Raw genomic sequence first — 17590 nt, 5'->3', positions numbered from 1 at the left:
AGTCTGGGCCGTGTCTCAGTCCCAGTGTGGCCGATCACCCTCTCAGGTCGGCTACGCATCGTCGCCTTGGTGAGCCGTTACCTCACCAACTAGCTAATGCGCCGCGGGCCCATCCTATAGCGACAGCGAGATGCCGTCTTTCAGTCTCTTGCCATGAAGCAAAAGAGATTATTCGGTATTAGCCCCGGTTTCCCGGAGTTATCCCAAACTATAAGGTAGGTTGCCCACGTGTTACTCACCCGTCCGCCGCTAACGTCAAAGGAGCAAGCTCCTTTTCTGTTCGCTCGACTTGCATGTATTAGGCACGCCGCCAGCGTTCGTCCTGAGCCAGGATCAAACTCTCCATAAAAGAAATTTGATTAGCTCAAATTGTTTTGCTGGCATCATGTTTGATGTCCAAAATTGTGTTTCGTTCACTAGCAAAGCTAGCTACTTAAAAATTTATTGATTACGTTTTGCTTGTTCAGTTTTCAAGGTTCATGTTTCTTTATTTCGTTGTCACCTCTTGGCGACTTATACATAATAACATCGATTATTCATGAAAGTCAACACTAAATCATAAGTTTTTTTAAAGAGATACATTTTTTATTTTAAATTTTAGAAACGAGGTTATCATTATGGTCCGTAAAACGTTGATTTCACTGCTTTTAATTGTAATGCTCTTTGCCTTTTTAAAGCCTATAAATTCAACGATGATTTCTGTATTTAATATTGCGAATGCACCAGTAGTGGTCACGAAAGGACATTATGGCACATCTCTTATTGTAGAGATCTCTTTCTCTGATGACTCTCTATTAGAATGGCTCCAAACGGTGAAGGAGCCTTATCCACTTCTACTTTTAGATGCTGATTGGATAAAACGGTCACCCGATCATTTAAAAATTATCCAACAACGAAAATTGCCTACAGGATTACTTGGGCCGGATGATTCACTAGAAGAACCCGTTGACATTGCGCTCATCCAAAAGGATATTGATACTTACGAAAAATATTTAAAAGAAAAACCTTTATGGTTTGCTACCCGAAATCATCAATATTCACAGGATTTACAGAAAACCTTATTCCAACAACAAATGAATTTACTATCTCCTTCGCTTATTTGGCAAGGTGAGAAAACTCCGAAATTACAAAAAGGTGATTTTGTCTTTTTCCCGCTCCATCAAAATAATCAAATATCCTTTAAAGAGCTTAACACTCTCATACAACAACATAAGTTTATGTCGATTGAAGAAAATATATTTGGTTATAAAGTCCAAACTAAAAAAGCGCCATAAAAAAATTGCCTCCACTACAGCGAGGCAATTTTTTTCCTTATGCGTTTTTAGCCTGTTCACGACGAGCTTTGCGTCGTGCTTCTAATTTTTGACGATCTTCATCGGATTTTGCATTATATTTAGGTAATACTAATAATTGATACGCATTAACCGCCAATAATGGGAATAATAAAAGCGCAACATACTCATTAATATTTTCATCGCGGCCCATCAATGCAATTGTCCACTCCAACGTTGTGATGACAATCATAAAGAATAGTGCCGAAATCATTACATGTTTTTTCCCTGTTAATTTTACTTTTTGAACAGCTGTTGCTATGGCCCCGAAAATGAGGACAATTAATAATCCTACATAGAACAACCAGCTTTGCCCATCCTTCACACCAGGAATAAAGCGGAAGAAAATTATATCGAAAATCGTTATGGCAATTAATAATAGCTGTACCCAATTCCATAATGTCAGTGTTCTAAAAATATTAACACCTACCTGATGAAGTGTTAAATAAGCAAAAAAGCCAGCTTGCGCTATAACACTCATTGTAAACCCTAAGAAAACCATCCATAAAAGTCCAGCGAAAAACTCACCCCATTGACCGTTTGCTATGTATGGTTGGAAGAATTCCCAGCGAATAAATAAACTAAAAACTCCGTTGACTGCACCACCAACGAGCATTGCAAAGAAGAAAAACTTTGCCCAATTTCGTATCGTCACAACTAAAAGTCCCCCAATTTCTCAATATCTGTCCTTATTTTATCAATGCCTTGTTAAAAAAGCTATTTCTCATCCTAACGAATACATAAAGTCCTGAGAAATGTGAACAATAATTGAAAGAGTCTATCTAGAGAAAGGACTGATTGTCGATGCGAAAATTCACCTTATTATTGATTCTAATGCTTTTTCTTTCTGCCTGTTCACAAGATAAAACCTCTACCATGTCCTATGATGAAATAAAAAAAATCATGATTGACTCTTTACAAACAGAGGATGGTAAAAAGGCATTGCGACAGCTTTTAGAAGAGCCGAGTTTCCGTGAGCTCTTGATTTTAGAGCATGATGAAGTGAAAAAGGCTACCGAGGAAACTTTACTTTCCAAGGAAGCAGAAGACTTTTGGAAAAAAACCTTCGAAGATCCAAAGTTTAAAGAAACTGTTGCGAAAAGTATGCAAAAACAGCAACAGGATATTATGAAGAACTTAATAAAAGATCCGACTTTCCAAAAGGATATGGAGGCATTTTTCGGGCAACCCGATATGCAAAAGCAGTTGGAGACTATCCTTAAATCATCCAATATGCGAAAGCAAATGGAGGAAGTTGTAAAGGAAACGATCGAAAGCCCTTTAATGCAATCGAAATGGCAGGAACTTATTAAGAAAAGTGGCGAAACCGGTTCATCAGGAAGTGGCGATAAGAAAGAAGCGAGTGGCGATAGTGGTGGCGGATCGGATAAGGGACAAAAAAGTACCGAGTAACCTTGGTAATGTAAAAACGGATTTCCCCCTAAAATTGGTGGAAATCCGTTTTTTATTATTTATTTAATTTATCGATGATTTTCGTCGCAATGTCTAAATAAATTTGTCCTGTTGTATGTTTTTCAGCGTATACAGAAGGAGCAAAATCTTCATCTGTCCAATCTGGTTGCCCAAGCGGGATTTGTCCAAGCAACTCTGTACGTAGTTCGTCAGCTAGCTTTGGTCCTCCACCTTGCCCAAAGACAAATTCTCGGTCACCTGATTTAGATTCAAACCAAGCCATGTTTTCGATAACTCCTAAAATTTCATGGTCTGTTTGAAGCGCCATTGCCCCTGCACGAGCTGCAACAAATGCTGCTGTTGGGTGTGGTGTTGTTACAACAATTTCTTTTGATGATGGTAACATTTGATGGATATCTAATGCAACGTCACCTGTGCCAGGAGGTAAATCTAATAATAAATAATCTAATTCACCCCACTCAACATCACGGAAGAATTGATCTAATACTTTACCTAGCATTGGTCCACGCCATACGATCGGTGCATTATTTTCTACAAAGAAGCCCATTGAAATCATTTTTACCCCAAAGCGATCTACTGGGAAAATACGATTATCGACTACCTTAGGCATATCCGTCACACCCATCATATCAGGTACACTAAATCCATAAATATCTGCGTCAATTAAGCCGACTTTCTTTCCTAGTCGAGCTAAAGCTACAGCTAAGTTAACTGATACTGTCGATTTACCAACTCCACCTTTACCAGAAGCAATTGAAATTACTTGTACTGTGCTTAATGGCGATAAAATATCTTGTGCTTCCGATTCTGTTGCTGTGCCACGGAAGCTTTGTAATTTCTCTGTAGATAGTTCTTCAAAACGAATACCAACAGTGTTTACACCCGCTTCTTTCAACACCTCAACAACTTTCATTTGTAGCTGTAATTGTTCTGGTGTATTCAGTTTGGCAATGGCAATTTTTACACTGACATGATTTTTTTCTTCTTTTATTGCTACGTTCGTAATACCATCTGTTTCTGCAAGCGATTTATGTAAAAATGGATCCTGTAGTTGTCCCAGTATTTCTCGTACTTGTTGTTCAGTAATCACGACGAACACTCCCCTTATATTGTCTCAATATTAGTATATCATAATGATTTGATTTACGTTGTAGATGTTGCTCTACTCAATTTTGGCTAATAAATAGTCTTCTATACCTTCAACTATGGCATCTGCCATTTTTTCTTGATAGTTTTTGTCCACTAATAATGCTCGTTCCTCATCATTACTAATAAAACCAGTCTCCACTAAAGCTGCAGGTACTTCCGCTTTCTTCAATAAATAGATTTGCTTAATAGACAATGCTTCACGATCTGTATTTTTTAAATTGGTGCGAATGGATTGTTGAATACTCTTGGCAAGAATCTCTCCATCAGCATGTCCTTCCTTATGGTAAAATACCTGTGCGCCACGCCATTTTGTTTCAGGTATGGCATTTGCATGAATAGTTATAAATACATCAGGCTTTTCTTTTTCCACGATATCCTTTCTTAGGAAGATATCTTGTTTTTTCCGTTCTCTCATTGTTCCATATTTTTCTGATGGCGCATGCTCATCGATTACATCCCCATTTTTTGTTCGTGTCATTATAACCGTTGCGCCTTTTTTCTTTAATTGCTTCTCTACATGCTGAGCAATTGCAAGTGTAATATCCTTTTCAATCACTTCGCCCTTTGAAGCTCCTCCATCCTCACCACCATGCCCTGCATCAATGACAATCTTTATGCCACCAAGTGGGTCCGGTAAGAAGAAGTTACGGTCCGAAGCATTTGTTTCATATGCCACGACCACTATACTCATAAGCATAATCACTCCTAGTGCAAGCCAGCGCTTCACCCATATCCACCACCCTTTTACATTTAGTGTACGAAATTAGTCGATGAACTATGCCAGAAAGTAAAAAAAACTCCCAAGTCACAAACTTGAGAGTTTTAATTTCTTCTATATTAAGGGAGGAAGAACAATTTTATTGGATTGTAAAATTAGGACTAAATTCACCTGTATATGGCTCATGCTCTACAAATACAGTTAGATTATTGCCATCTTTGTCTTTACCTGTTCGTTTATATGTGAATTTCTTATCGTTGATTTCTGTAATTTCAAGAGCTACACCATACTTATTATCACCGACAGAAACATGCGCTCTTATTTTATTATCATGAGTAACATCAAAGTAACCATAGTCTCCACGACTTTCACCTGTTTCAGGATTAAAGAACTCATATTAATTTGTATTTGCATCATACTTTGCAATGCTAATGAAATTTGAATTGAATTCTGTTACATCATTACCCGCTTCATCTAACACAACTGTTCCATGCCATAGTGTATCAGCTAGAATTTTATCTCCGTCAACGTCTGTAGCTATTTCACCTGTTGAAGCATCTAACGTTTTATCGGAATCAGTAAATGCCAGTTCTTTTTCTTTATATGGAATATGTTCCACGAATATTTCTACATCATTGCCCGCAGCATCTTTACCCATTCTCTTATAAGTAAAGATACTATCGTTTAGCTCAGTGATCTCGACAACAGCTTGGTAGTTTTTTGATTCTGAAATTACTATTCTTTGTTTCCCATCGTTTGTGATAAAGAATGTCCCTTTATCATCACGGCTTTTACCAGTAGCAGCGTCAAAGAACTCATAATGACCTGTCTGAGCATCATATTTTGCTAAGCCAATGAAGTTTGCGTTCTCCGCAGTTAAATCATTGTTATCTCGATCATAAACTTTTGTTCCTTGCCAATTTGTACCACTTAGAATATTAGCCATTTCTTGTCCCTTTGTTAATTGCTCTTTGGAAGTATTTTCTGTTGCAGCACTTTCTGTTTTAACTTCCTCACTATTTGTCTTATTGCCTTTAGCAGGCTCTTTATCTTGACATGCTGCCAGTAATGCAATAGCTGCAACAGATACTATTAATAATTTTTTCATACCTACTTACCTCCATCGGTTCGTTTATATTTTGAGTTACATCAAACCCATCATGACAATATTTAAAAATGAAAGATTTGTTGTACCTTCTAAAAACTATATTAAAGTGGAATATTAAACTCCCCCTAAATAATTTCTTAAAAAAACATAAACTTATACGAAAATATTTTTAATATATATAAAATCTGCACACTAATAGTGAGGTTTATGTAAAAAGCTATTTACTTTTTTCTACATATACTTAATTTATGGGTGATGGACATTTCTCACAAACGAGTACCTCAACATTATTTATTATAGGAAAAAGCTAAGCCTAGCATATCTTTTTAATATTACTCGTATAATTCGCAACATGTTACCATATTTTTATAAACGGAAAAGTAGGCTACAGTGATATACCATTAGTCATTTGGCTGTTTTAAACCAAAGAAAAGAGGGTGGAAAAATGAATGATCAATTAATACTTTCAGCAGCGAACGGTGATACTGATAAAGTATTAGCACTTCTGCAAAAAGGCATCAATATTAATACAACGGATCACAATGGAAGAACCCCTGTCTTAGCTGCCACTTATAATAACCAGGTGGATACTGTGAAGGTGCTCATTCAACATGGTGCTGATATTAATATTAGAGATAATAACCTTGAAAACGTACTTTTACATGCAGGGGCATCAGGCTATTTAGAAATCGTTAAACTTGCCCTATCTGCAAGGGCAGATACAAAGCTAACTAATCGCTTTGGTGGAATTGCCATCATCCCTGCATCCGAACGTGGACATGTTGAGGTGGTCCGAGAGCTACTTAATCACTCGGACATTCATGTCAATCACATTAATAATTTGCATTGGACAGCTCTATTGGAGGCAGTCATATTAGGCAATGGCGGGGAGAAACATCAAGAAATTGTGCAATTATTGGTGGATCATGGTGCTGATATAACTATTGGAGATCAAGATGGTGTCACACCATTGCAGCATGCAAAAAAGCTAGGCTTTTATGAGATTGAGCAAATTCTAAAAGAAGCTACACGCGAACGAAACAACAGTTAACACTATAGGAGGTTTTTTCATGATTCAAGAAAGCATCCTAGAGAGATGTAACCTTCAAGATACGATTCTAGATGGCCTCACTTCGGAATTAGCTGACCAGCTGCATCCATTTCACCTGCAGTTTCATAAGAAATAACGTTAAGCAATCTTTGAGGTTACTTCAAAGATTGCTTTTTATGATGGAATGACAAAAAGACTCTTTCCTCGAAAGTAGAAAGAGCCTTAGGATAGATGTTTTGTCTGCCTCTGACTCCGTAAAGACCAAATCATCTTTAAACGGTACGCCATTTGTAAAGGTTACGAATTCTCTTCTGGTAATAGAATAATAACAGTAGTTCCTTTACCTTCTTCACTATATATACGAAAACTGGCATTTCTCATAAGCTTAAATTTTTTCAAAGGATTCGTAAATCCAATACGTGAGTTTTCTTCATTTACTAATCGTTGCAACTTTTCTTCTGAGATACCGACCCCATTATCATCAATTTTAATACGTATAAATTGACCTTCTCGTTGCACACTCACCTCAATAGTACCACCTTCTTTTTTCTTCGAAATCCCGTGAAAAACTGCATTTTCAACTATAGGCTGAATTGATAATGCTGGAATCAAAGATTGAATGGACTCATCTATATCATACGCAACTGTAAGACGATCACCAAAGCGCATTTTTTCAATATAGAGATATGCTTTTACAAGATCTATTTCGTCTTCTATTGAAACCATGCTGTTACGATAATGGACATTCAGCTTGGCACGGAAATAGGTTGCTATACTGTATAAAGCCTCTCGTGTATTTTCTATATTTGTATAGCTTAAGCCGATAATAGTATTAAGTGTATTGTAGACAAAATGAGGCGTTACTTGCGCATATAAATAATTCATTTCATCTTCAATCGCATCAATGGAAGATTGTCGAACTGCTAGTAATGATTGAATACGCACTAGTAATTCATCCATCGCAATCGGTTTTTGCAGATAATCATTTGCCCCGACTTGTAAAGATAACACTAAATCTGAATGCTGCATAATTGCTGTTAATACAATAATCGGTAATTCCAACATATCGTATTGCTTTCGTACTTGTTTGCATAATTCATAGCCTGACATACCATTCATCATTAAGTCAACTAACATGCAATCTACTTTATGTTTCTTTACATATTCCATCGCATCAAACCCATTATCTACCCCAATAACGGTATAGCCTTTTTGAATTAATGCGTCCACTAGTACTTTTATATTTACATGATCATCATCAACAATGAGTATGGTTTTGTCATTACCTTTATGCAATAATGGTAAATCTAGCTGTAGTATATTATCTGCTCGATTGCCCATCTGTTGTTGTGTTTCAATATCTAGTTTTTCGAGTGTGGCAAGCGGCACCGTAAAAGTAAAAATTGTTCCAACACCTAATGTACTTGTTACATGAATTTCTCCATTTAACTGTTCTACTATATTTTTTGAGATACTCAATCCTAACCCAAGTCCCCCACTTTTTTTATCTTTCTTTACTTGATAAAAGGAATTAAAAATTCGATCTAAGTCTTGTGATGGTATACCAATTCCAGTATCGCTTACTTGTATTTCCATATAATCATTACGTACACTAGCTAAGACTGTAATTTGTCCATGCTTTGTATGTTGCAGAGCATTATAGAGTAAATTATAAAGCACTTGTTTCAATCGTAATTCATCTGTATACATATGAGGTAAATTAGAATCTACTGCACTGATTAACCTTATGGATGTATCACTCGACAGTAAACTACGAATTTCCTCAATTACTTCATCAATTACGCTTATCGGCACAACACGAGGGGTAACACGAACTTCTCTGGTCATATGATTCGAAGAGATCAATAAATCCTCTACTAAATAACCTAAACGTTGCGCGACATTATGTATTAAAATGACATTTTCTTGTTGCTCACGCTTTAAAGGTCCTTGTAAACCTTCCATTAATGATTTGGATATATTTAAAATACCATTTAAAGGCGTACGTAATTCATGAGACGTTTTCAATAAAAACTCATCCTTCATTTGATTATGCATCAAGAGCTCTTCCGATAACGCTTGAACTTCCTTAAAAGATGTATTTGCTCGGAAGCTAAGCAGAGATGCAAAACTATATAGTGTAAAAATAAACAATAATTGTTCACTATAAACCATAGGTATATCAAAAATGTAATACATTACCATTAAAAAAGTATAACAAGTAAGAGATACTAAAAGAATTAGAATATAACGTGAGCCATCTACACCTTTCATAAGCACACGTAATAGCACAAACACATTATAAAGCCCAACTGGAATAAAAATTACTGCAAAGATTATTTGTGATAGAACTAGATTTTCTATTGGTATATTCATACTATTTTTTGTAATCGGGTTGTAAACCCCATAGATAAAAAAAAGTAAACCTAACAAAATACTAATAATATAAATCGCTTTTTTCCTCATAAACTCTGGATACAAATAAAAGAGAAATAATGCTAAACAAACATCAACAAGTGGTAAAATCCCTAATTGTAAACGTACTTGCTCATTTATAGTTAAATGTGTAAAAATAAGAAAAAATATTTTTTCATTAGTAAACGACATGTACAGTCCAAATAATATAGTGAATAACCCCAAAAACAATTCTTCTTTACGCTTCCGATTTTGACTATACGATATAATATAAATCGCACCGAATACAATATAACCAATACATACAAACGATTCTGCTAAAATTTTCATGCTAAAATCTCTTTGAATAGCATCCTTTGTTCCAAACTCAATAGGAAAAGTAATACCAGCTTTTGGATAATTATAATTTCCAACATGAATTACTATATCAAGCATTAGATTCTCACTTTGTGCAAACACCGTATATTTATCATCATTTTCGAACTTAAAGGCCTTTAAGGTTTCACTCGGATTCCCCATACTACCTACATCTTCTCCATTTATGAAAACACGGTTAGATTGACGAATTGAACGAATGTATAATCCATATTCCCCTTCAACTGGTACATTTATCTTAACATGATACGTCCCTACAGTAAGTCCTTCCTCATTTGGTTCTACAAAGCTATTCCAAGTATCTGGCACCTTAATTGGTATTTTCTTGCTCTCATACGCGTTGAATGAGTCACTTGATGATATTAAGATATTTGGATAGAAAGACCATTCTCCATCTAGTTTTAAAATAGTCTTTTCTTGTAGTTCTTTTTCTTCAATCGTAACGATCCCATTCTGCGCAATCGGCTGACTACTACTAACAAAATACTCTCCATTGCCAATAAAATATACGATAATAAATAGCATGATAATGGTCAAAGTAATGCTAATATTTTTTTTCACTTTCACCCCTCCCCTACTTGAACACAATTATATGTAACATCAAACTAGAATGAAATCCATTATGCAATATGACCATCACCTGTATTTCTCATGTCGGTCCTCTTACGCATCCTATCATAGGGCTGTTAAACAAATTCTGAACAAACTATATTGTAAATGCATCGTCTAGTATGGATTACTATCACTGATTTGAATGATGTTTGACATTAAGTGATCCTCGCGAATGTCTCATAGGCTTCTCACATGTATCTACAAAGTAATGCTGAAATTCTTAATAGTTTTCATCCATTCTTGCTTCAAATCTCTTTTCCCTTTTTCAAAACTACATTGATTTTTAATCAAGGGGTATTATTTTTGTTATCAACGTAAAAAAAGCTCCTCTCAGGTAAACCTGAGAAGAGCTTGAAATCGTTGATATAACAACGATATTAACGTTTTGAGAACTGAGGTGCACGACGAGCGCCGCGTAGACCTGGTTTTTTACGTTCTTTCATGCGTGAATCACGAGTAAGTAATCCAGCTGATTTTAATGCAGCACGGAAATCTGGGTCTACTTGAAGTAGAGCACGAGCGATACCGTGACGAACAGCACCAGCTTGACCAGTGTATCCACCACCGTTAACGTTTACGTGGATATCATAGCTTCCTGTAGTTTCAGTAGCTACTAATGGTTGTTTAATTACTTCGCGTAATGCAGCGAATGGTACGTATTCTTCGATTTCACGTTTGTTGATAACAATTTTACCTGTACCTGGTACTAAACGTACGCGAGCTACAGAGCTTTTACGGCGACCAGTGCCGATGTATTGAACTTGTGCCAAAGTAATATCCTCCTCTTAATTTATATTATCCGCGAAGCTCGTATGCTTCTGGTTTTTGTGCAGCATGTGGATGCTCTGTTCCAGTGTAAACATTAAGTTTAGTGAACATTTTGCGACCTAAAGAGTTTTTAGGAAGCATTCCTTTAACTGCTAATTCGATCATTCTTGTTGGGTACTTATCTAGCATTTCACCAGCAGTACGTGTTTTTAAACCACCCGCAAATTGAGTGTGGTGACGGTATAGTTTACCCTCTAATTTGTTACCAGTTAAATGGATTTTGTCAGCGTTGATGATGATTACGTGATCACCTGTGTCAACGTTTGGTGTGAATGTTGGTTTATGTTTACCACGTAAGATTGCAGCTACTTCAGAAGCTAAACGTCCAAGAGTTTGGCCTTCTGCATCAACTACTAACCATTTACGGTCTACTTCGTGACCTTTAGCCATGAATGTTGTACGCATGTATATATCCTCCTAATCGATTCGATTACCGTTATTTTTCATTAGACTACACTATAAGTTTCGGGGCTTATTTGTGGTGGTAATGAAAATACCATCTGTTATCATATAATGAATGACTTTTAAAGTCAAGCAATTTCATTAAACACCTGGTGAAGTTGTTCAGAATTGTAGAACGCCACTAATAGAACACTTTTTCTAAGTATAGCCCTTGTGGTGGTGCGGTTTTTCCCGCCTTATCACGATTACCTGAAGCAACTACCTGGTACACATTGTCAACCTTACGTCGACCTATCCCAACCTCCCAAAGAGTACCTGCAATAATACGTACCATATTATATAAGAAGCCATTCCCTTCAATCACCATATGTAGCTCTTCACCATGCCATTCAAATTGCAACAATGTTACTGTGCGTACTTTATCTTTCACGCTTGTATTCGCCGCACAAAAACAAGAAAAGTCATGTGTACCAGTAATAGCCTTAGCTGCCTCTTGCATCGCCTCTACGTTAGGTTTGACCCCATTTGTCTCCACTGTATAGTATCTGCGGAATGGACTTTGGATAGGCTCACAAGACCAAATATAGCGATATCTTTTGCCAGCCACATCGTAACGCGCATGAAAGTCATGTGCCACTTCCTCTACCGATAATACACGAATATCTCTTGGCAGTTGCACATTCAAAGCCTTTCGATACTTTTCTGCTGGAATCGCAAGTGATGTGTCGAAATGCAATGTTTGCCCTGTCGCATGTACTTTAGCATCTGTACGACCACTTGCAGTTACCTTAACCTGTTCTCCCTTATGCATAATGGCTAGAACACGTTCAAGCTCAGCCTGCACTGTGCGCTCCCCTGGCTGTACCTGATAGCCCGAAAAAAGTGTGCCATCATAGCTTATAATTACTTTTAATCGTCGCATATAGCCTACTCCTTTAACTTCTATAGAAGAATAGCAATACGCCTATTGCTACTAATAACACAATCGCAAATGTGTCCCCCATATCCCATTTTAACCTACGGTACCTAGTGCGTCCTTCACCACCGCGATAGCCTCTTACTTCCATCGCTGTTGCTAAATCTTCAGCCCGTTTAAATGCACTGACAAAGAGAGGCACAAGCAATGGCACTACAGCCTTTATACGGTCCTTAATTGGTCCAGATGATAAATCAGAACCCCTTGCCATTTGTGCCTTCATAATTTTATCCGTCTCATCCATTAAGGTTGGAATAAAACGTAATGAGATGGACATCATTAAAGCCAATTCATGAACGGGTACTTTTATTGCTTTTAAGGGATTCAGTAGAACCTCGATACCGTCCGTAATGGAAATCGGTGATGTAGTTAACGTTAAGATTGACGTCATAAATACTAATACTAGAAAACGAATTGAGATAAATATTCCCCGCCTAATCCCTTCGTCATAAATCGTAATGAATTTAGATTCAAACACAGGGACGCCTTCCTTTGTCATAAAAATATGGAGCAGGAATGTGAAGGCCATTAAAAAGAGTACTGGTTTGAGTCCATTTATTAAAAAGTATAGACGAATACGCGATACTAATACAATCAGTAGCGTGAATGCGAGTAACATAGCATATGTCACGGTATTATTGGCTAAAAACACAATAATAATAAAGGCGAACACAAAGATCAGCTTTGATCGTGGATCAAGTTTGTGTACCGGTGAATCACCAGGTAAGAAGCGACCAAAGATCATTTTTTCCATCATGACTCTGCACGCTCCTCTCTAAGTGCTTGAGCAATTTCAGCAGCAAGCTCTTCCTCTGTTAAGCAAATCTTAGACAAGGAATGCCCCATCATGTGCTCAATCTTTTGCTGAAAGCGAACAATACGTGGTGGCTCTAAACGGAATTTCTTTAATGTTTCAACATCTTTAAAAATAACTCGTGGTGATCCACTTAAAACATTCTTTCCTTCATGCATGATCACAATATTATCTGCATATCGAGCGGCATCCTCCATACTATGGGTTACTAGAATGGTTGTAAGATGACGTTCTTGATGGAGCTGATAAAACATATCCATAATTTCTTTTTGACCTCGTGGATCAAGACCTGCTGTCGGTTCATCTAAGACAATAACCTCAGGGTCCATCGCCAAAACACCTGCAATCGCTACTCGACGCATTTGACCACCTGATAAATCAAACGGTGATTTATCCAAAACGTTATCTGGCAAACCAACTAAGCTGACAAGTTCTCTTGCACGAGCTTCAGCCTCCTCCTCTGATATACCAAAGTTCATTGGGCCAAACATAATGTCCTTCAACACGGTTTCTTCAAATAGTTGATGCTCTGGAAATTGAAAGACAATGCCAACCTTTTGTCTTACAGCTTTTAAATCCTTTGCCTTTTTCCCAGCTACAATTTGACGATCTCCTATATGTACTTCTCCTGAAGTAGGTCTTAGAAGCGCGTTAAAATGCTGCAGAATCGTAGATTTTCCAGAACCGGTATGGCCAATTATCGCTTGATAAGTATGAGATGGAATGTTAAAATCCACATCGAATAATGCCCGTTTTTCAAAGGGTGTTCCTTGTGCATAGGCATAGCTTACTTGTTGAAGTTTGATGTCCATAAATCATTCACCAACTCTTCTTCTGTCATATGTTGCCCCATTAATGGAACACCTTCCTTTTGCAATAGCTTTGATAACTTCAAGGCAAATGGCAAATCTAGTCCAAATTCAACTAGCTTGTCCCCAAGTGCAAAGATTTCAGCAGGTGTACCTTCTGCAAATTTCTTACCATCATTCATAAAAAGAACACGATCCGCTAACATTGCCTCTTCTAAATCATGAGTAATAGATAATACTGTTAATCCTGTTTCTGCACGTAATGTTTGAACCGTTTGTAAAACCTCTGCACGACCCTGAGGATCTAACATGGATGTAGCCTCATCTAAAATTAAAAGCTTCGGCTTTAATGCAAGTGCCCCAGCAATGGCTACACGCTGTTTTTGTCCACCAGATAAATGATGTGGCTCATGGTCTAAGAACTCACTCATTTTTACCTGTTCGAGTGCCGCATGTACACGTTTTACCATTTCTTCAAAGGGGATACCGTTGTTTTCCAAAGCAAATGCTACATCATCCTGTACCGTTGCTCCAACGAATTGATTGTCAGGGTTTTGAAAAACCATTCCCATTAAAGAGCGAGATTCCCAAAGATTTTCTTCATTCAAGGGTTCGCGCAGTATTCGTACATCTCCCTGTTGAGGAAACAATAAACCATTCATCAGCTTGGCAATGGTGGATTTACCAGAACCATTATGTCCTACAATAGCAATCCATTCACCTTCTTCCACCGCAAAGCTAACATTTCCAACAGCATTACGACTATTTGGATTTTCTGGTGTATATGAAAAAGTTACATTATTTAAAGATAAAATTTCAGACATATCTAGAACTCCTCTCCTACGCTCAGCTCTACTAATTAACTTACACTTTTTTATGTATGAATTCTACTACAATCCGTATGTCGGTAAAAGAAAAATACTACAATAACAACTCAAATTGATATTGGTTTTGTAAATAACAAAATAACACCCATATATGAAAAAAAGCACCACAAATTGGCGCCATCTAATCTAATAAAAAAGCGCGCACCTCATTCGATAGAAATGCGCTAGTCGTTACATTTACAAGAAATATGGGTGCTCAAGCCCTTATTTCTCCTGAATGAGGTGCGGAGAGCTAAACGAGACGCCACACGAATAAGTGTCCGCTCATCATAACGCTCAGCTTAATTATTTGTCGTATAAATCATTTATAAAGAAAGAGGGTGGTGATTCCCACCCTCTTCACCACAAGTTTTCTCTTATGATTAAACTAGTTCAATCACAACAACAGGTGCACCGTCGCCACGACGTTGACCTACTTTAAGAATACGAGTGTAACCACCTTGACGCTCAGCATAACGTGGCGCAACATCATCAAATAACTTTTGAAGTGCAAATGATGTTGATTCGTTACCTTCTGCATCAGTCGTTGTTACTAGTTCACGACGGATGAATGCAGCTGCTTGACGGCGTGCATGTAAATCTCCGCGTTTACCTAAAGTAATCATTTTTTCAACAGCTTTACGTACTTCTTTAGCGCGAGCCTCAGTAGTTTCGATACGCTCGTTGATGATTAAATCAGTAGCTAAGTCACGTAACATCGCTTTACGTTGAGAACTTGTACGACCAAGTTTTCTGTAACCCATGGATGTTTCCCTCCTTTATAGAAAAAAATCTGATCTTGTTAGTTGTGTTTAAATCGCTTAGTCTTCTTTGCGTAATCCTAAACCAAGCTCTTCTAACTTCGCTTTTACTTCTTCTAATGACTTACGTCCAAGGTTACGAACTTTCATCATATCGTCTTCTGATTTATTCGCAAGTTCTAGTACTGTATTAATACCAGCGCGTTTTAAACAGTTATAAGAACGAACAGAAAGATCAAGTTCTTCAATAGTCATCTCTAAAACTTTTTCTTTTTGATCTTCTTCTTTTTCGACCATGATTTCAGCAGTTTGTGCCTCATCTGTCATGCCAACGAAGATGTTAAGATGCTCGGTTAAAATTTTTGCTCCGAGCGAAATCGCCTCTTTCGGACCGATGCTGCCATCTGTCCACACATCAAGAGAAAGTTTGTCGTAGTCAGAGGACTGACCAACACGAGTATTTTCCACTTGGAAATTGACGCGTGATACTGGAGTGTAAATAGAGTCGATCGGGATCACGCCGATAGGAAGATCCTCACGTTTGTTTTGATCAGCAGGAGTGTAACCACGGCCGCGTTGTGCATACATACGCATACGTAAATGACCGTTTTTAGCGATTGTTGCAATATATAGATCTGGGTTTAAAATTTCTACGTCACTGTCATGTGTAATGTCAGCAGCCGTAACTGTACCATCGCCTTTAACATCAATCTCAATAACTTTTTCTTCGTCAGAGTAGATTTTAAGAGCTAGTTTTTTCACGTTCAAAATGATTGAAGCTACATCTTCTACTACGCCTTCTACAGTTGAGAATTCGTGAAGAACACCATCAATTTGAATTGAAGTGACAGCAGCTCCTGGTAATGAAGACAGAAGGATACGACGTAAAGAATTACCCAAAGTGTTTCCATATCCGCGTTCAAGCGGTTCTACAACAAACTTTCCATATTTGGAATCTTCGCTGATCTCCACCGTTTCAATCTTTGGTTTTTCAATTTCGATCATTTTATTTACCCTCCTTCAAAACATCGAATGTATAGGTTCTTTCCATCATAGATTCGATCGTCAATGACGTATCGTTTATTATCTGCACAAGACAGTCTGTACAAAAAATGATGTTCTCATACAATATGAGACGCACCCATTACACGCGACGACGTTTTGGCGGACGGCAACCATTATGAGGAACTGGAGTAACGTCTTTAATAGCAGTTACTTCTAAACCAGCAGCTTGAAGTGCACGAATTGCAGCTTCACGACCAGCACCAGGACCTTTAACAGTTACTTCCAACGTTTTCAGACCATGTTCAAGGGATGTTTTAGCAGCAGTTTCTGCAGCCATTTGAGCAGCGAATGGTGTAGATTTACGTGAACCACGGAAACCAAGAGCACCAGCACTTGACCAAGATACAGCGTTACCTTGCATATCTGTAATCGTTACAATTGTATTGTTAAATGTAGAACGAATGTGTGCGATACCAGATTCGATATTCTTTTTCACACGACGTTTACGAGTTTGTTGTTTACGAGCCATGTTAAGAAGGAACCTCCTTTACCAATTATTTTTTCTTGTTCGCAACTGTTTTACGAGGACCTTTACGCGTACGCGCATTGTTCTTCGTATTTTGACCACGAACAGGTAAGCCACGACGGTGACGGATACCACGGAATGAACCGATTTCCATCAGACGTTTAATATTTAATGAAGTTTCGCGACGTAAGTCACCTTCAAGTTTGTAAGAATCTAATTGTTCACGGATTTTGTTTAACTCATCTTCAGTTAAGTCGCGTACGCGAGTATCTTCTGAAATACCTGCATCAGCTAGTACTTTCTGAGCTGTAGTTTTACCAATACCGAAAATGTACGTTAATGAAATTACCACGCGTTTGTCGCGAGGAATATCAACACCAGCAATACGTGCCATGTACGTTGTGCACCTC

Annotated in this window: 17 protein-coding genes, 1 rRNA gene and 1 pseudogene; 3 read left to right on the top strand and 16 right to left on the bottom strand. The window is 37.6% G+C overall.

Features of this window, described 5'->3' with window-relative positions; genetic code table 11:
* Positions 1 to 349: ribosomal RNA gene (locus tag JIN86_RS17850) — 16S ribosomal RNA — on the bottom strand; the annotation flags it as partial.
* A gap of 268 nt (positions 350 to 617) precedes the next feature.
* Between JIN86_RS17850 and JIN86_RS17845 the strand changes: the two genes are divergently transcribed.
* A complete protein-coding gene (locus JIN86_RS17845; protein WP_237497334.1) occupies positions 618 to 1274 on the top strand; it encodes a hypothetical protein in 657 nt (218 codons plus the stop codon).
* Positions 1275 to 1311: 37 nt separating this feature from the next.
* On the opposite strand, the gene JIN86_RS17840 is transcribed toward JIN86_RS17845, so the two are convergent.
* A complete protein-coding gene (locus JIN86_RS17840; protein WP_009374014.1) occupies positions 1312 to 1986 on the bottom strand; it encodes a KinB-signaling pathway activation protein in 675 nt (224 codons plus the stop codon).
* A 149-nt stretch (positions 1987 to 2135) separates the two neighbouring features.
* On the opposite strand from JIN86_RS17840, the gene gerD reads away from it, so the two are divergent.
* Complete coding sequence (gerD, locus tag JIN86_RS17835) at positions 2136 to 2744, top strand: spore germination lipoprotein GerD (RefSeq protein WP_004233763.1); 609 nt, start codon at positions 2136 to 2138, stop codon at positions 2742 to 2744.
* A gap of 55 nt (positions 2745 to 2799) precedes the next feature.
* On the opposite strand, the gene JIN86_RS17830 is transcribed toward gerD, so the two are convergent.
* The 3 genes and pseudogenes from JIN86_RS17830 to JIN86_RS17820 form a co-directional block, all read right to left on the bottom strand.
* Complete coding sequence (locus JIN86_RS17830; protein ID WP_004233758.1) at positions 2800 to 3855, bottom strand: P-loop NTPase; 1056 nt, start codon at positions 3853 to 3855, stop codon at positions 2800 to 2802.
* A gap of 72 nt (positions 3856 to 3927) precedes the next feature.
* Positions 3928 to 4641, bottom strand: coding sequence for an N-acetylmuramoyl-L-alanine amidase (locus JIN86_RS17825; protein ID WP_004233756.1), 714 nt, complete (start codon positions 4639 to 4641; stop codon positions 3928 to 3930).
* A 130-nt stretch (positions 4642 to 4771) separates the two neighbouring features.
* Positions 4772 to 5599 (bottom strand): annotated as a pseudogene (locus JIN86_RS17820) (DUF4822 domain-containing protein); the annotation flags it as partial.
* Positions 5600 to 6185: 586 nt separating this feature from the next.
* On the opposite strand from JIN86_RS17820, the gene JIN86_RS17815 reads away from it, so the two are divergent.
* On the top strand, positions 6186 to 6791 hold the full coding sequence (locus JIN86_RS17815) for an ankyrin repeat domain-containing protein (RefSeq protein WP_004233751.1): 606 nt from the start codon (positions 6186 to 6188) through the stop codon (positions 6789 to 6791).
* A 297-nt stretch (positions 6792 to 7088) separates the two neighbouring features.
* On the opposite strand, the gene JIN86_RS17810 is transcribed toward JIN86_RS17815, so the two are convergent.
* The 11 genes from JIN86_RS17810 to rpsM form a co-directional block, all read right to left on the bottom strand.
* Positions 7089 to 10142, bottom strand: a complete 3054-nt coding sequence (locus tag JIN86_RS17810; protein WP_328003736.1) for a hybrid sensor histidine kinase/response regulator — start codon at positions 10140 to 10142, stop codon at positions 7089 to 7091.
* 428 nt (positions 10143 to 10570) lie between these two features.
* The gene (gene rpsI, locus JIN86_RS17805) at positions 10571 to 10963 is read right to left on the bottom strand and encodes a 30S ribosomal protein S9 (RefSeq protein ID WP_004233744.1); all 393 of its coding nucleotides are present in this window, start codon (positions 10961 to 10963) and stop codon (positions 10571 to 10573) included.
* Between the two features lie 25 nt (positions 10964 to 10988).
* Positions 10989 to 11426: a 50S ribosomal protein L13 gene (rplM, locus tag JIN86_RS17800; protein ID WP_004233742.1), complete on the bottom strand. Its 438-nt coding sequence runs from the start codon at positions 11424 to 11426 to the stop codon at positions 10989 to 10991.
* Between the two features lie 178 nt (positions 11427 to 11604).
* Positions 11605 to 12345 (bottom strand): tRNA pseudouridine(38-40) synthase TruA, encoded by a 741-nt coding sequence (truA, locus tag JIN86_RS17795; protein ID WP_202342487.1) that lies wholly within the window; start codon positions 12343 to 12345, stop codon positions 11605 to 11607.
* 13 nt (positions 12346 to 12358) lie between these two features.
* Positions 12359 to 13156, bottom strand: coding sequence for an energy-coupling factor transporter transmembrane component T family protein (locus JIN86_RS17790; protein WP_004233739.1), 798 nt, complete (start codon positions 13154 to 13156; stop codon positions 12359 to 12361).
* Positions 13153 to 14025, bottom strand: coding sequence for an energy-coupling factor ABC transporter ATP-binding protein (locus tag JIN86_RS17785; protein WP_009374005.1), 873 nt, complete (start codon positions 14023 to 14025; stop codon positions 13153 to 13155). Before JIN86_RS17785 ends, JIN86_RS17790 begins: the two co-directional genes overlap by 4 nt.
* Positions 14001 to 14846 (bottom strand): energy-coupling factor ABC transporter ATP-binding protein, encoded by an 846-nt coding sequence (locus tag JIN86_RS17780; RefSeq protein ID WP_202342486.1) that lies wholly within the window; start codon positions 14844 to 14846, stop codon positions 14001 to 14003. Before JIN86_RS17780 ends, JIN86_RS17785 begins: the two co-directional genes overlap by 25 nt.
* A 425-nt stretch (positions 14847 to 15271) precedes the next feature.
* Positions 15272 to 15652 carry a 50S ribosomal protein L17 gene (rplQ, locus tag JIN86_RS17775; RefSeq protein WP_004233734.1) on the bottom strand — a complete coding sequence of 127 codons (381 nt, stop codon included), beginning with the start codon at positions 15650 to 15652 and terminating at the stop codon, positions 15272 to 15274.
* Between the two features lie 57 nt (positions 15653 to 15709).
* Complete coding sequence (locus JIN86_RS17770; protein ID WP_004233733.1) at positions 15710 to 16654, bottom strand: DNA-directed RNA polymerase subunit alpha; 945 nt, start codon at positions 16652 to 16654, stop codon at positions 15710 to 15712.
* A 139-nt stretch (positions 16655 to 16793) separates the two neighbouring features.
* Entirely contained in the window at positions 16794 to 17183 is a 390-nt protein-coding gene (gene rpsK / locus JIN86_RS17765) for a 30S ribosomal protein S11 (RefSeq protein ID WP_004233731.1), read from the bottom strand.
* 25 nt (positions 17184 to 17208) lie between these two features.
* Complete coding sequence (gene rpsM / locus JIN86_RS17760) at positions 17209 to 17574, bottom strand: 30S ribosomal protein S13 (protein ID WP_004233729.1); 366 nt, start codon at positions 17572 to 17574, stop codon at positions 17209 to 17211.
* Between the last annotated feature and the right edge of the window lie 16 nt (positions 17575 to 17590).

The organism is Lysinibacillus sp. HST-98, from assembly GCF_016757845.1.
GTDB lineage: Bacteria > Bacillota > Bacilli > Bacillales_A > Planococcaceae > Lysinibacillus > Lysinibacillus capsici.
This window is presented reverse-complemented; position numbering and strand designations above follow the sequence as displayed.

Coding starts and splice junctions, on each gene's coding strand:
- JIN86_RS17770 (WP_004233733.1), bottom strand. CDS start 16,654: ATGATCGAAATTGAAAAACCAAAGATTGAAACGGTGGAGATCAGCGAA.
- JIN86_RS17780 (WP_202342486.1), bottom strand. CDS start 14,846: ATGTCTGAAATTTTATCTTTAAATAATGTAACTTTTTCATATACACCA.
- rplQ (WP_004233734.1), bottom strand. CDS start 15,652: ATGGGTTACAGAAAACTTGGTCGTACAAGTTCTCAACGTAAAGCGATG.
- JIN86_RS17815 (WP_004233751.1), top strand. CDS start 6,186: ATGAATGATCAATTAATACTTTCAGCAGCGAACGGTGATACTGATAAA.
- JIN86_RS17845 (WP_237497334.1), top strand. CDS start 618: ATGGTCCGTAAAACGTTGATTTCACTGCTTTTAATTGTAATGCTCTTT.
- rpsK (WP_004233731.1), bottom strand. CDS start 17,183: ATGGCTCGTAAACAACAAACTCGTAAACGTCGTGTGAAAAAGAATATC.
- gerD (WP_004233763.1), top strand. CDS start 2,136: ATGCGAAAATTCACCTTATTATTGATTCTAATGCTTTTTCTTTCTGCC.
- JIN86_RS17785 (WP_009374005.1), bottom strand. CDS start 14,025: ATGGACATCAAACTTCAACAAGTAAGCTATGCCTATGCACAAGGAACA.
- rplM (WP_004233742.1), bottom strand. CDS start 11,426: ATGCGTACAACATTCATGGCTAAAGGTCACGAAGTAGACCGTAAATGG.
- truA (WP_202342487.1), bottom strand. CDS start 12,345: ATGCGACGATTAAAAGTAATTATAAGCTATGATGGCACACTTTTTTCG.
- JIN86_RS17790 (WP_004233739.1), bottom strand. CDS start 13,156: ATGATGGAAAAAATGATCTTTGGTCGCTTCTTACCTGGTGATTCACCG.
- rpsM (WP_004233729.1), bottom strand. CDS start 17,574: ATGGCACGTATTGCTGGTGTTGATATTCCTCGCGACAAACGCGTGGTA.